Source organism: Pseudomonas sp. NPDC087697 (genome assembly GCF_044743155.1).
Classification (GTDB): domain Bacteria; phylum Pseudomonadota; class Gammaproteobacteria; order Pseudomonadales; family Pseudomonadaceae; genus Aquipseudomonas.
This window is the reverse complement of record NZ_JBIUVW010000011.1, coordinates 46,607-60,545: the sequence shown is the minus strand read 5'-3', so window position 1 is coordinate 60,545 and position 13,939 is coordinate 46,607. Positions and strand designations below refer to the sequence as shown.

Sequence of the window (13,939 nt, the reverse complement as noted above, 5' to 3'; positions counted from 1 at the left end):
TTCTTCTGTCTTGCCAAACCAACAACAACCCGCGAGAAAACGAACATGAAGAAGCTCCCCCTGATCGGTGGCCTGGCCCTGAGCCTGTTGGCGTGCAGCAGTCTGTTTGCCGCCGAGAAAACCCTGCGCATCGGTATTGAAGCGGCGTATCCGCCGTTTGCCTCCAAGACCTCGGATGGAAAAATCACCGGTTTCGACTATGACATCGGCAACGCGTTGTGCGCGCAGATGAAGGTCAAGTGCGAGTGGGTCGAGGGCGAGTTTGACGGTCTGATTCCTTCCCTCAAGGTGAAGAAAATCGACGCCGCGCTGTCGTCCATGACCATTAACGAAGATCGTAAAAAGTCGGTGGACTTCACCCATAAGTACTACTTCACTTCATCGCGGCTGGTGATGAAGGACGGCGCGGTGGTTGATGATCAGTACGCAAGCCTCAAGGGCAAGACCATTGGTGTGCAACGGGCAACCACCACGGACCGTTATGCCACGGAAGTCTTCGAGCCCAAGGGCATCAAGGTTATGCGTTACGGCAACAATGAAGAGATCTACATGGACCTGGCCGCCGGGCGTCTGGATGGTATTTTCGCCGATACCATTCCGCTGAATGATTTTCTGTCGATGCCTCGCGGCAAGGGCTACGCCTTTGTCGGGCCGGAGCTCAAGGATCCGAAATACGTGGGTGAAGGCGCCGGGATTGCGGTGCGCAAGGGCAACACCGAATTGGTTGCCGAGCTGAACAATGCCATCGATGGCATTCGCGCTAGCGGCGAATACCAGAAGATTGAGGCCAAGTACTTCAAATCGGATATCTACGGCGATTGATTGATAGCCATCGCGAGCAAGCTCGCTCCCACATTAGTCCTGCGAACACAGGTCCATTGTGGGAGCGAGCTTGCTCGCGATGAGGCCCTATCAGCCAACACACCTCTCAGGTCAGGTTTCAGCCTTTCAATTCTTTCAAATGCTTGTACACCGTCGCCCGCCCCATGTTCAGCACGTTGGCCACATAGTTGGAGGCGCTTTTGCCTTTGAAGGCGCCTTCGGCGTGCAACGCCAGCACCAGCTCGCGTTTGTGCTCGCGGGTCAGCACATTCAGACCCAGTTGCCGCTCTCGCAGCCAGTTATGCAGGAAGGTGTTGATGCGCTCCTGCCAGTCGTCGCGAAACAGCGCGTCAGGTTGCGGGATCAACTTGCTCGGTGAGAGAAACAGATCCAGCGCCGCCTTGGCGTTTTCAAACAGCGAAATATTCAGGTTGATGCACAGCACGGCAATCGGATGGCCTTCGCTGTCGCGCAATACGCTGCTGAGGCTGCGGATCTTTTGCCCATCCCAATTGAGCTTTTCGTACGGGCCGATGTTCCGCTCGCTGACTTCTTCACTGAGCATGTCCTCCAACGCGGCGTCGTCGCCCACTTCCCGTTTGGAAATGTTGTTGGCGATGTAGTCGATCTTTTGCGTGCGCAGGTCGTGCAGTACCACCTCGGCGTGGGGGAAAAACAGCGTGGCAATGGCGTCGGCGATCGCCCGGTAGTTATCCAGTGCGGGATCTTGAAGAGGTGGGGTCATCGGTGTTGCTCCAGGCAATCAGCGCCCCGTAGAGAAAGGGGCGCTGGGAGTTTGCCGTAATCGAGGTCAGACGTCACCCCGCGGGCAGGTTCAGCCTAGGCGGGAAGGGGAGAGCATGGCGGCGCTGAGGCCAAAGCGGCTGAGTTGTTCCGGCAAGGTTTTGCCTTGAACCAGCGCGGCACTGGCCTGACCCATGGCGGGTGAGGTTTGAATGCCGTAACCACCCTGCGCGGCCACCCAGAACAGCCCTGGCACCTGCGGGTCGTAGCCGCTGATCAAATCGCCGTCGCCGACAAAACTGCGCAAGCCGGCCCAGGTGCGGGTCGGTCGGCGGATGGTCAGGGTGGTGGCTTCTTCGATCTGGTAGATACCCATTGCAATGTCCAGCTCTTCAGGCTGCACGTCATGCGGCTCGACCGGGTCGGCGTTGGCCGGCGAACCCAGGAACATCCCGGCATCGGGCTTCATGTAGAACGATTCGTCGAGGCTGACCAGCATCGGCCAATCGTGGATGTCCACGTCTTCGGGACCGGCGAAGATGAAGGCTGCGCGACGCTTGGGGACCAGACCCAGAGGCTTGGCGCCGGCCATTTCACCGAGTTGGTCGGCCCAGGCGCCAGCCGCATTGATGATGATTGGCGCGCTGAAGGTCTGCTGGGCGGTTTTCACTTGCCAGAGATTGTCGGCATCGCGCGTCAGGCTCAGGACTTCGCTGTCGGTGTGCACTTCGCCCTGATTGCGGCGGATTCCGCGCAGGTAGCCTTGATGCAGGGCGTCGGTGTCGATGTCCGTGGCGGTGGGGTCATAGATCGCGCCATGAACTTTCTCGCGACGCAGAATTGGAATTCGCGCACAGGCTTCGTCGGCGCTGAGCAGCTGCATCTGCGGCACGGTCGCCTTGGCACTCAGGTATTGGTTGTTCAGCTCCTCCGGATCGCCGGTGAAGTCGACGGTCATCTCACCGCGTGGCGTCAGCAGCGGGTGTTCGCAGAATCCGGCCGGTGGCGCATCGAAAAAGTCCCGGCTGGCCTGGGTCAGTGCGCGCACTTGCGGCGTGCCGTAAGCGGCGGTGTACAGAGCGGCTGAACGCCCGGTGGAGTGGTAGGCCGGGTGGGATTCACGTTCGAGTACGATTACCCGACCGTGTTGCGACAGCCAAAAACCGGTGGAAGCACCGGCAATGCCACCGCCGATGATGATGAAGTCAGCCTGGGTCATGAACGTCTCCTGATGGGCGCAAATGCCAATGGTATAGATGCCCCTGTAGGAGCTGACGAGTGGAACGAGGCTGCGATCTTTTTAGAGGCAAGGTCAAAAGATCGCAGCCTCGTTCCACTCGTCAGCTCCTACAGGGGGGCGTGGTGTCACTTCAGCAGTTGGTAAACCGCATTGGCCAGGGCGATGTCTTCCAGACCCAGACCGATGGAGCGGAAGAACACATGGCGATCATAAGCCGGACGTGGCGCCTGTTCGCTCAGCAGTTCGGCCAGGTCGCCGGCAATCGAGTTTTTGTCCCAGCCGTGTTGCTCGCTGGCGATCAGCATTTCGCCGGCAGAACCTGGCGTGGTCAGGCGATAGTCGCAATAGACCTGCATCTCACTCAGCGTTGCAGGCGGCACCTCGTGGGCACGCACTGCGTTGGTACTGATGGAGGTGATCAGCGTCGGTTTGCTCAAGGTCCGAGGGTCGATCACAGGTCCGGCAGACGAGGTGCACAGCATGATCACGTCAGCGTTCAGGATGGCTTCTTCGCGGCTGTCCCGTACTTGTAGACGCGAGTCGATGGCCGTCAGTTGCGCGAGCATTTGCGGATTCCGGCTCGCCAGATTCGGCGAATAGAGACTGATGCTTTGCCAGTCCCGTACGTTCTTCACGTAATGCAGATGCGCCTGGGCGACCGGGCCACTGCCGATAATTGCCAGGCGCGAGGCGTGCGGCAGGGCAAGGACATCAATGGCGACGGCGGTGGTCGCGGCGGTGCGCGCGGTGGTCAGCTCACCTGCGTCGCAGAGTAGCAGCGGCTGGCCGGTTTGCATCGACATCAGCAGCGTCCAGGCGGTCACCAGCGGACCTTCCTTGCGCACGATGTAGGGCGAGGTTTTCACCCCGTACACGCCGTCTTCGGCCAACACCCCCAGGTAGTTGATGAAGTCACCGGCACCTTGTGGAAACTCCACCAGTTGCTGGGCCGGTTGCACGGCCTGGCCAGCAGCCAGATCGCGGAACAACTTGCGCAGGATCTTCGGCACGTCGACTTGATCAAGCAGTTCGCGGGCCTGGGGTTTGGCGATCACATAAGGTGTGCTGGGCATGCAGATGCTCCGTGAAATCGGAAGTAAACTAATTTGTCCATTGTGGACTTATTGTTCTGTTTGGCAATATCCAGGCGTAAAAAAGCGCAGTCCGTTTCCGGCTGCGCTTTGGTTGTTGCGATGCGAGCTTAAGGGCGTTTGCGTTCAACCGCTCGTAGCAGATGGGTCGGCGGGGTTTCGCAACTGATCTTGCGACCCAGCAACGCCTCGATGGACGGTAGCTGATAGGAGTCGTCTTCACCGGCGAAGCTGATGGACACGCCATCGGCGCCAGCACGCCCGGTACGGCCAATGCGGTGGACGTAATCATCCGGCACTTCCGGCAGCGTGAAGTTGATTACATGGCTGATGCCGTCGACGTGAATCCCGCGACCGGCGACATCGGTGGCCACCAGCACGCGAATCTTGCCTTCACGGAATCCTTCCAGGGTCTTGATGCGTTTGTGCTGCGGAACGTCGCCCGACAGTTGGGCCGCGTTGACGCCGTCACGTACCAGGCGTTCTTCGATGCGCCGCACTTCGTCCTTGCGGTTGGCGAAGACCATCACCCGTTCCCAACCGTTGTCGGTCACCAGGTTGTAGAGCAGCTTGTATTTATCGGCACCGGCAACGGCGTAGATGTGTTGCTCGACGTTTTCGCTGGCAACGTTCTCGGATTCGATTTCAACGATGGACGGCTCGGTGGTCCATTGTTTGGCCAGGTTCATCACGTCTTCGGTGAAAGTGGCGGAGAACAGCAGGGTCTGACGTTCGTTTTTCGGTGGGGTCTGGCGAATGATCTGGCGCACTTGTGGGATGAAACCCATGTCGAGCATCCGGTCAGCTTCGTCGAGCACCATCACTTCGACCATGTCCAGATGCACATCGCCGCGCTGGTTGAAGTCCAGCAGACGGCCGGGGGTGGCCACGAGGATGTCGCAGTGGCGGGCTTCGAGGTGTTTGAGTTGCTTGTCGAAGTCCATGCCGCCAACGAAGGTCATGACGTTGAGGCCGGTGTACTTGGTCAGGTCTGCCGCGTCCTTGGCGATCTGTACCACCAGTTCGCGGGTCGGTGCAATGATCAGCGCCCGAGGCTCGCCCATGTAGCGTTCTTTCGGCGGCGGGGTTTGCAGCAGCTGGGTGATGATCGAGATCAGGAACGCGGCGGTTTTGCCGGTGCCGGTTTGGGCACGACCGATGGCGTCTTTGCCGGCCAGGGTGAAACCCAATACCTGCGCCTGGATCGGCGTGCAGTACGGGAAACCCAGGTCCTGGATGGCGTGCATCAGTTCCGGGGCCAGTTTGAAATCATGAAAACGGGTTTTGCCTTCCTGAGGTTCGACGGCGAAATCTTCGAGTTTCCAGGCTTTGAGCGGTGGTTTCGGCACGCGTTCGCGGCGTGGTTGCGCAGGTTTTGGCGTCTCGCTGCGCGGTTTGTCCGCAACAGGCTCGGTGACCGGAGTGTTTACCTGCGTGTGCTGCGGTGCCGCGACAGCTGCGGTCCGGCCAGGCTGATGACCGTCGGTGCGGTTGCTGGATGTGTGGGAAGGTGCGCTGGAGCTGGGCGCGAGCTGCTCAGCCTCGCTTTTACCGAACATTTTCTTGAGTGCTTTGAGCACGGTCATCTCATCAATTGGTTAAGGAATGTACGCCGGCCAGTGTAATGCAAGAAACGGGCGCGGCGTAGTGTGTTGCTCATAGAGCTACAGGAAGTTTCAGTATTAGCGCAAGCGGTCCGCGAGCCAGACGCCAATATCGCGAATTTCTTTGGGTAACACTTCGTGACCCATTGGGTATTCCTGCCATGTCACGGTGACACCACGGGTCTTCAAATGCTCGTACGCACTGCGCCCCATGGAGTTTTGCACCACATCGTCGTATTGGCCATGCAGACACAGCACTGGAATCCGCTGTTGGCTGGCAGAAAGTTGCAGCTCATCGCTGAACGTCGGCGCATAGGTGGAGAGGGCAAGTACGCCACCCAGCGGTCCCTGCCATTTCAGGAAAGCGCTGTGCAGCACAACCGCGCCCCCCTGGGAAAAACCCGCAAGGAAAATCCGCGAGGCGTCTATTCCGCTGGCGCGCTGCTCTTCGATCAGCGTTATGACTGTGTGGGCCGACACCTCCAGTTCTTCGTGATTGATGCTCCGGGCGGGGCTCATGGCCTTGATGTCGTACCAGCTCGGCATCTCGTAACCACCATTGATGGTCACTGCGCGGGTCGGTGCCTGGGGCAGGACGAAACGGGTGGTCAACAGGGTTTCCTGCAGGGCTTCGGCCACCGGCAAGAAGTCGTAGCGGTCGGCGCCCAGGCCGTGCAGCCAGATCACGCAGGCGTCAACAGGCTTGCCGGGCTGAAGAATAAGGGGCTGGGTCATGTTTGCTCCAATGTTGTGCGTTCGCTTTCTTTGAGTGCGAGCTCAAAGTGCACGACTGGTCTGTCGGTTAAGAATATGTCGCAATAATGAAAGTTTTGCTCTTGACCGGTCGCTGAATCGCTTTAGCGGCCGGTCTGGTACGGGCCTTGCTATGGAAAAACCGGTGCAAGTAATCCTGCGTCTGGCGGTAACACTATCAGTGTACTGCTGGCTGTGGGATAGCAAAGAATCCGGTGATGGATGTTCGCCAGTGGCCGCTACGGGCTTCGCGAACGTGAAAGGGCTACAGCCCGTTCGGCCGATTGGTGAGAAGTGAGTTTTCCATGATGTGGATTTTCTCCTACTAGACTCATAGCTAAGGTCTTACGCCGCTTGACCCAACAAAAAGCCAACACGGGTCAACAGTGCCTCATAAGGGTGCGGCAGGACTCAAGCTCCGACACAACAAGAGCAAAACTGGAGGTTTGAATGAAGATGTTGAAATCCACCCTGGCAATCGTGACTGCGGCCGCAGTACTCGGTGTCAGTGGGTTCGCTCAGGCGGGTGCAACCCTGGATGCCGTGCAGAAGAAAGGCTTCGTGCAGTGCGGCGTGAGCGACGGTTTGCCGGGTTTCTCGGTTCCGGACTCTACCGGCAAGATTGTCGGTATCGATGCTGACTACTGCCGCGCTGTGGCCGCTGCTGTATTCGGCGACGCGACCAAGGTCAAGTTCAGCCAGTTGAACGCCAAGGAGCGCTTCACTGCTCTTCAATCCGGCGAAATCGACATGCTGTCGCGTAACTCCACCATGACCAGTTCCCGTGACGCGGGCATGGGCCTGAAGTTTCCTGGCTTCATCACCTATTACGACGGCGTAGGCTTCCTGGCCAACAGCAAGCTGGGCGTGAAGAGTGCCAAGGAACTGGATGGCGCGACCATCTGTATTCAAGCCGGTACCACCACCGAGCTGAACGTGTCCGACTACTTCCGGGCCAACGGCCTGAAGTACACCCCGATTACTTTCGACACCTCCGATGAAAGCGCCAAGTCGCTGGAATCCGGTCGTTGCGACGTACTGACCTCCGACAAGTCCCAGCTGTATGCACAGCGCAGCAAACTGGCCTCGCCTAAAGATTACGTGGTTCTGCCGGAAACCATCTCCAAAGAGCCTCTGGGGCCGGTCGTGCGTAACGGTGACGATGAGTGGCTGGCGATCGTTCGTTGGGTTGGCTACGCGATGCTCAACGCCGAAGAGGCCGGTGTCACGTCGAAAAACGTCGAGGCTGAAGCCAAATCGACCAAGAACCCGGACGTCGCCCGTCTGCTGGGTACTGACGGTGAGTACGGCAAAGACCTGAAACTGCCGAAAGACTGGGTTGTGAAAATCGTCAAGCAAGTCGGTAACTACGGCGAAGTCTTTGAGAAAAACCTCGGCAAGAGCACTCCGCTGGAAATCGACCGTGGCCTGAACGCCCTGTGGACCAACGGCGGCATTCAATACGCACCACCAGTGCGCTGATGGTTCTATCACCCGGCGGGCCAACCGCCGGGTGATGTTCTGTTCCATTATTTCTGGGGCACTTCATGCAAAATTCAATCGGCGCACCAAAGCAGAGGCTCAGCCTCAGCGATCCGCGAGTGCGTGCGTGGCTGTTTCAGATCATCACGATTGTCGCGGTGATCTCGATGGGTTGGTACCTGTTCAACAACACTCAAACCAACCTGCAACACCGGGGCATTACCTCCGGTTTCAGCTTTCTGGAGCGCAGCGCCGGATTCGGCATCGCGCAACACCTGATCGACTACACCGAATCGGACAGCTATGCCCGGGTGTTTGTCATCGGCTTGCTCAATACCCTGTTGGTGACCTTTATCGGCGTGATCCTGGCGACGATTCTGGGGTTCATCGTTGGCGTGGCACGGCTGTCGAAGAACTGGATCATCAACAAGCTGGCGACGGTTTACGTTGAGACTTTCCGCAACATTCCACCGCTGCTGCAAATTCTGTTCTGGTACTTCGCGGTGTTCCTGACCATGCCAGGGCCGCGCAACAGTCATAACTTCGCCGACACCTTCTTTGTCAGCAGCCGTGGCCTGAACATGCCGGCCGCGCAGATGGCCGCAGGGTTCTGGGCGTTTGTGATCAGCGTCGTGGTGGCTATCGTTGCCATCGTGCTGATGTGTCGCTGGGCCAACAAGCGCTTCGAAGCGACCGGCGTACCCTTCCACAAGTTCTGGACCGGCCTGGCGCTGTTTCTGGTGATTCCAGCCTTGTGTGCGCTGATCTTCGGTGCGCCACTGCATTGGGAATTGCCGAAGCTGCAAGGCTTCAACTTCGTCGGTGGCTGGGTGCTGATCCCGGAACTGTTGGCCCTGACTCTGGCCTTGACGGTATACACCGCGGCGTTCATCGCCGAGATCGTGCGTTCCGGGATCAACTCGGTCAGCCACGGTCAGACCGAAGCGGCGCGCTCGCTGGGTCTGCGTAACGGCCCAACCCTGCGCAAGGTCATCATCCCGCAAGCCCTGCGGGTGATCATCCCGCCACTGACCAGCCAATACCTGAACCTGGCGAAGAACTCCTCGCTGGCGGCCGGTATCGGTTACCCGGAAATGGTTTCGTTGTTTGCCGGCACGGTGCTGAACCAGACCGGACAGGCCATCGAAGTTATTGCCATCACCATGAGCGTGTACCTGGCGATCAGTATCAGCATTTCCCTGCTGATGAACTGGTACAACAAGCGCATTGCGCTGATCGAGCGGTGAGGAAACGCGCATGACAACTCATATTTTCAAACCTGACTTGCCACCACCAGGCATCCGCATCGGTATCGTGGCGTGGATGCGCGAGCACATGTTTTCCAGTTGGCTCAACACCCTGCTCACGCTGTTCGCGTTCTACCTGATTTATCTGGTGGTGCCGCCGATCCTGCACTGGGCGATTCTTGATGCCAACTGGGTTGGCACCACGCGCGCCGATTGCACCAAGGAAGGCGCTTGCTGGGTGTTCATTCAGCAACGTTTCGGCCAGTTCATGTACGGGTATTATCCGCCTGAACTGCGCTGGCGCGTCGACCTGAGCGTGTGTCTGGCAGTGATCGGAATCGCACCGCTGTTCATCTCGCGTTTTCAGCGCAAAGCGGTTTACGGCCTGAGCTTTCTGGTGCTCTATCCGATCATTACCTACATCCTGCTGCACGGTGACATTCTTGGCCTGACCAACGTTGCGACCAGTCAATGGGGCGGCCTGATGCTGACCCTGGTGATCGCCACCGTCGGTATCGTCGGCGCGTTGCCGCTGGGGATCATGCTGGCGCTGGGCCGTCGCTCGAACATGCCGGCGATTCGCGTGGTCTGCGTGACCTTCATCGAGTTCTGGCGCGGCGTGCCGTTGATCACGGTGCTGTTCATGTCGTCGGTGATGCTGCCGTTGTTCCTGCCTGAAGGCATGAACTTCGACAAGCTGTTGCGGGCCTTGATCGGGGTGATCCTGTTCCAGTCGGCCTACGTGGCCGAAGTGGTGCGCGGTGGTCTGCAAGCGATTCCCAAAGGTCAGTACGAAGCCGCAGCAGCGATGGGCCTGGGTTACTGGCGCAGTATGGGCCTGGTGATTCTGCCGCAAGCCCTGAAGCTGGTGATTCCGGGCATCGTCAACACCTTCATTGCGCTGTTCAAGGACACGAGCCTGGTGATCATCATCGGCCTGTTCGACCTGCTCAACAGCGTCAAGCAAGCTGCCGCCGACCCGAAATGGTTGGGCATGGCCACTGAAGGCTATGTGTTCGCCGCCCTGGTGTTCTGGATTTACTGATTTGGTATCTCCCGCTATTCCATGCAATTGGAACGCAAGCTGGACACAGGCCACAAGCGTAAGGAGCGTAGTTTATGAGTGAAGCGATCAAACAGCCTGTGAGCCCTGAAGGCATTATTCAGATGCAGGGCGTGAACAAGTGGTACGGCCAGTTCCACGTATTGAAAGACATCAACCTGAACGTCAAGCAGGGCGAGCGTATCGTTTTGTGCGGTCCGTCGGGTTCCGGCAAGTCGACCACCATTCGCTGCCTCAACCGTCTGGAAGAGCACCAGCAGGGCCGCATCGTGGTCGATGGCGTGGAGCTGACCAATGACCTGAAACAGATCGAGGCGATTCGTCGCGAAGTGGGCATGGTGTTCCAGCACTTCAATCTGTTTCCGCACCTGACCATCCTGCAGAACTGCACGCTGGCACCGATGTGGGTGCGCAAGATGCCCAAGCGCAAGGCGGAAGAAATTGCCATGCATTACCTGGAGCGCGTGCGCATTCCAGAGCAGGCGCACAAGTTTCCGGGGCAACTGTCCGGCGGTCAGCAACAGCGTGTGGCGATTGCCCGTGCGCTGTGCATGAAGCCGAAAATCATGCTGTTCGACGAACCGACCTCGGCACTCGACCCAGAGATGGTGAAAGAGGTTCTGGACACCATGATCGGCTTGGCCGAAGACGGCATGACCATGCTCTGCGTCACCCACGAAATGGGCTTTGCGCGGACTGTGGCGAACCGCGTGATCTTCATGGACAAGGGCGAAATCGTCGAACAGGCTGCGCCGAACGACTTCTTCGACAACCCACAGAATGAGCGCACCAAACTGTTCCTGAGCCAGATCCTGCATTGATCGAAGCCAGGCAGTGAAATAAACCCGGACCTGTTCCGGGTTTATTTTTGCCTGATGTTCGGGATCAGGAGGCCAGAACTGTTTCTTGTTCCGGGTAACGTGTAATCAACAACTGCTTTAAATCGGCACCCTCGCTCAGGGCATGCACCTCGGCCATCAAATGAGGATGCCGATCAAGCAAACGCATCAGCATGAATAACGGCTGAGGCGGTGCGAGTTCGCCACGCTCGTAGCGGGAAAAGGCATTGTGCCCGCCGCCCGACAGTAATTTCACTGCCTCCTTTTGCGTAAGGTGCAGTTTGCGGCGAATGCGTTTCATCTCGGCTGCCATGAGCTGCCGGGAGTCCTCGAGCAATTGATCACTAGCCTCGGAATAACGTTCTGCGCTGCCGTCATCGAATTCGATTTCACTACAGGCCTGGCACTCCCATCCGGAAATATCGTGCACCTGACGCGTCAACTGTCTGAAGTCGATGGTGAAGCTTCGCCCGTCGAAATGCTGCATCCCGTCCTGGGTACCGCAGCTGAAGCATTGCTGTGTTTTCATGTATCTCTCTCCTTGAAGGAGATTACCGGCGGACCACCGCCTGGGCGGTAGGTCACCTTGAGGTAAATCTCCATGTCACGAATTCTTGCGTGGTAGACGTCCTGCCAGACCTGATAGTCCGTGTAAGTTGTCATGGATTTGTAGAACATCCTCTGCTCCAGGGCGCAGACGATTTGCTGCATTTGGGCAAGACTCAAATCGAGCCTTCGGCCTCCTTCCCGTGCGCTACCGGTAAACGCTTTGGAACCTAGCCTTACTACCTCCGCCTTGACCACCGACAGGTCGTAATGAGGTGTGTTCTTTTCCATAAGACACCTTGCACCTTGAAATACAAATTACCCTCAAAGGGTAATTTTAACAATCGAAAATCCAGCTCCCTTTCCTGCCTCCTAACCCTAGGTGGTTGTCCTCTCGGACGAAGCTGACTAACATGTCAGAAAATTCATCCTATGATTGGATGAAAGAGCGAATTCCATGACAGACACATCCCCACTGGTTAAGCGTTCTCTGGTTGATCAGGCCCTTGAACAGTTGCGCCTGCGCATCAACAACGGCACCTGGACCGTCGGTCAACGCCTGCCCACAGAGCCTGAGCTGGCGACCGAGTTGGGTATCAGCCGCAACACCGTGCGCGAAGCCATGCGGGTGTTGGCGTTTTCAGGTTTGATCGAGATTCGTCAGGGTGACGGCAGTTACCTTCGGGCGGTCGTTGATCCGCTCGACACGATGAAAGCCTTGTCCCGTTGCTCCCACGAGCAGGCCCGGGAAACCCGGCACATCCTGGAGGTCGAGGCCATCGGTCTGGCGGCGTTGCGTCGTACCGATGAAGACCTCATCGCACTGCGTGAAGCCTTGGGTGTCAGCGGCAGCCACTACCACGGTGACCTCGACAGCTACATCGCTTGCGATCTGGTGTTTCACCGTCGTTTGGTGGACGCCGCGCACAACCCGACGCTCAGTGAGCTGTATCGCTATTTCTCGAGCATCATCGGCGCGCAACTGCGCCAGACCCTCAACATCAGTCCCAGACGTCAAGAGGTGTTCGATCTGCATATCGAACTGCTCGATGCCGTCGAACAGCGCGACCCGGAGCGGGCCAAAGCCATTTCCCGGCAGTTGATCAATGAACCTTGAAACCGAGAACCCCATGTCCAGCCAGCAGGCGAGTCCCGGCAGCACAACCCAACCCAAACGCACGGCAGAGCTCGAAGAGCTGTTGATCGATGCCGAGGCCGATGACGAACAGGTCCAGCAAGGCCATCCGGTTCTACGTCGCCCGTGGTTGTTGCTGCTGGGGCTGATTCTGGTGGCGCTGAACCTGCGCCCGGCGCTGTCGAGCATGGCGCCGATGCTGAGCGAGGTCTCGAAGAATCTCGGTTTGTCGGCTGCCCAGGCCGGTTTGCTGACGACTTTGCCGGTACTCTGCCTCGGCTTGTTTGCGCCGCTGGCCCCATTGCTGGCGCGACGTTTCGGCGCCGAGCGGGTGGTGTTGGGAATTCTTCTGATGTTGGCCGGCGGGATCATTTTGCGCAGTTCGTTCGGCGAGATCGGCCTATTCGCAGGTAGCGTGCTGGCCGGTGCCAGCATTGGTGTAATCGGCGTTTTGTTGCCGGGTATCGTCAAACGCGACTTCCCGAAACAGGCCGGCACCATGACGGGTGTCTACACCATGGCTCTGTGTCTTGGCGCGGCGATGGCGGCAGGTGCAACCGTGCCGTTAAGCGAACATTTCGACAAGAGCTGGGCATTGGGCCTTGGCTTGTGGGTTGTCCCGGCGCTGGTCGCGGCGATCTTCTGGTTGCCGCAAGTCGGTCAGAAACACGGCGCGCACAACGTGGCCTATCGGGTACGCGGTCTGCTGCGTGATCCACTGGCCTGGCAGGTGACTCTGTACATGGGCCTGCAATCCTCGCTGGCCTACATCGTCTTCGGCTGGTTGCCGTCGATCCTGATCGGCCGTGGCCTGACCCCGACCCAGGCCGGGCTGGTACTGTCCGGTTCGGTGATCATCCAGTTGGCCAGTTCGCTGGCGGCGCCATGGCTGGCGACTCGCGGCAAGGATCAGCGGTTGGCGATCGTCGTCGTCATGCTGCTGACCCTCGGCGGTCTGTTCGGCTGCCTCTATGCGCCGATTGAAGGCCTCTGGGGCTGGGCGATTCTGCTCGGGTTGGGGCAGGGTGGTACGTTCAGCCTGGCGCTGACCCTGATCGTGCTGCGTTCGCGCGATGCCCACGTGGCGGCCAACCTGTCGAGCATGGCCCAGGGTTTCGGTTACACCCTGGCCTCCATGGGACCATTTGCGGTCGGCTTGGTACACGACTGGACTGGCGGCTGGACTGCGCTGGGCTGGATCTTCGGGGTCATTGGCCTCGGCGCGATCATCGCCGGGCTTGGTGCCGGGCGTTCGCTGTACGTACAGGTCGAAAGCGAACGCGTCTAAAGCCAACGCACTACCGGTATTTCTCTGGCGAATGCCGGTAGTTTTCCCGGCGTTTGCAGACTATTGTGCAGGCATCTTTCGAAGC

13 protein-coding genes and 1 pseudogene are annotated in these 13,939 nt (G+C 58.6%); 7 read left to right on the top strand and 7 right to left on the bottom strand.

Going from position 1 to position 13,939, the window contains the following annotated elements:
- Positions 1 to 45: 45 nt before the first annotated feature.
- On the top strand, positions 46 to 822 hold the full coding sequence (locus tag ACIPIN_RS10835) for an ABC transporter substrate-binding protein (RefSeq protein ID WP_401118264.1): 777 nt from the start codon (positions 46 to 48) through the stop codon (positions 820 to 822).
- A 118-nt stretch (positions 823 to 940) separates the two neighbouring features.
- Here ACIPIN_RS10835 and ACIPIN_RS10830 read toward each other — a convergent pair whose 3' ends face one another.
- From ACIPIN_RS10830 to ACIPIN_RS10810, 5 genes are all read right to left on the bottom strand, one after another.
- Positions 941 to 1,567, bottom strand: coding sequence for a transcriptional regulator (locus ACIPIN_RS10830; protein ID WP_401118261.1), 627 nt, complete (start codon positions 1,565 to 1,567; stop codon positions 941 to 943).
- Positions 1,568 to 1,657: 90 nt separating this feature from the next.
- Positions 1,658 to 2,785 (bottom strand): NAD(P)/FAD-dependent oxidoreductase, encoded by a 1,128-nt coding sequence (locus ACIPIN_RS10825; RefSeq protein ID WP_401118259.1) that lies wholly within the window; start codon positions 2,783 to 2,785, stop codon positions 1,658 to 1,660.
- Positions 2,786 to 2,931: 146 nt separating this feature from the next.
- Positions 2,932 to 3,879 (bottom strand): ornithine cyclodeaminase family protein, encoded by a 948-nt coding sequence (locus ACIPIN_RS10820; RefSeq protein WP_401118256.1) that lies wholly within the window; start codon positions 3,877 to 3,879, stop codon positions 2,932 to 2,934.
- A gap of 128 nt (positions 3,880 to 4,007) precedes the next feature.
- Positions 4,008 to 5,483: an ATP-dependent RNA helicase RhlB gene (gene rhlB, locus ACIPIN_RS10815; protein ID WP_401118255.1), complete on the bottom strand. Its 1,476-nt coding sequence runs from the start codon at positions 5,481 to 5,483 to the stop codon at positions 4,008 to 4,010.
- Between the two features lie 96 nt (positions 5,484 to 5,579).
- The gene (locus ACIPIN_RS10810; protein ID WP_401118253.1) at positions 5,580 to 6,236 is read right to left on the bottom strand and encodes an alpha/beta hydrolase; all 657 of its coding nucleotides are present in this window, start codon (positions 6,234 to 6,236) and stop codon (positions 5,580 to 5,582) included.
- 468 nt (positions 6,237 to 6,704) lie between these two features.
- On the opposite strand from ACIPIN_RS10810, the gene ACIPIN_RS10805 reads away from it, so the two are divergent.
- From ACIPIN_RS10805 to ACIPIN_RS10790, 4 genes and pseudogenes are all read left to right on the top strand, one after another.
- Positions 6,705 to 7,736, top strand: coding sequence for an amino acid ABC transporter substrate-binding protein (locus tag ACIPIN_RS10805; protein ID WP_262113850.1), 1,032 nt, complete (start codon positions 6,705 to 6,707; stop codon positions 7,734 to 7,736).
- Between the two features lie 65 nt (positions 7,737 to 7,801).
- Positions 7,802 to 8,983: an amino acid ABC transporter permease gene (locus ACIPIN_RS10800; RefSeq protein WP_401118250.1), complete on the top strand. Its 1,182-nt coding sequence runs from the start codon at positions 7,802 to 7,804 to the stop codon at positions 8,981 to 8,983.
- Positions 8,984 to 8,993: 10 nt separating this feature from the next.
- A pseudogene (locus ACIPIN_RS10795) lies at positions 8,994 to 10,106 on the top strand (amino acid ABC transporter permease).
- Entirely contained in the window at positions 10,103 to 10,867 is a 765-nt protein-coding gene (locus tag ACIPIN_RS10790; protein ID WP_010444394.1) for an amino acid ABC transporter ATP-binding protein, read from the top strand. The pseudogene ACIPIN_RS10795 and the gene ACIPIN_RS10790 overlap by 4 nt, the downstream one beginning before the upstream one ends.
- A 64-nt stretch (positions 10,868 to 10,931) precedes the next feature.
- On the opposite strand, the gene ACIPIN_RS10785 is transcribed toward ACIPIN_RS10790, so the two are convergent.
- Together ACIPIN_RS10785 and ACIPIN_RS10780 are read right to left on the bottom strand one after the other, a co-directional pair.
- Positions 10,932 to 11,414, bottom strand: coding sequence for a type II toxin-antitoxin system MqsA family antitoxin (locus ACIPIN_RS10785; protein WP_401118246.1), 483 nt, complete (start codon positions 11,412 to 11,414; stop codon positions 10,932 to 10,934).
- Positions 11,411 to 11,722, bottom strand: a complete 312-nt coding sequence (locus tag ACIPIN_RS10780) for a type II toxin-antitoxin system MqsR family toxin (protein ID WP_401118244.1) — start codon at positions 11,720 to 11,722, stop codon at positions 11,411 to 11,413. Before ACIPIN_RS10780 ends, ACIPIN_RS10785 begins: the two co-directional genes overlap by 4 nt.
- 166 nt (positions 11,723 to 11,888) lie before the next feature.
- On the opposite strand from ACIPIN_RS10780, the gene ACIPIN_RS10775 reads away from it, so the two are divergent.
- Together ACIPIN_RS10775 and ACIPIN_RS10770 are read left to right on the top strand one after the other, a co-directional pair.
- Positions 11,889 to 12,548 (top strand): FadR/GntR family transcriptional regulator, encoded by a 660-nt coding sequence (locus tag ACIPIN_RS10775; RefSeq protein WP_401118241.1) that lies wholly within the window; start codon positions 11,889 to 11,891, stop codon positions 12,546 to 12,548.
- The gene (locus tag ACIPIN_RS10770; protein WP_401118238.1) at positions 12,538 to 13,854 is read left to right on the top strand and encodes a CynX/NimT family MFS transporter; all 1,317 of its coding nucleotides are present in this window, start codon (positions 12,538 to 12,540) and stop codon (positions 13,852 to 13,854) included. Before ACIPIN_RS10775 ends, ACIPIN_RS10770 begins: the two co-directional genes overlap by 11 nt.
- Positions 13,855 to 13,939 lie beyond the last annotated feature (85 nt).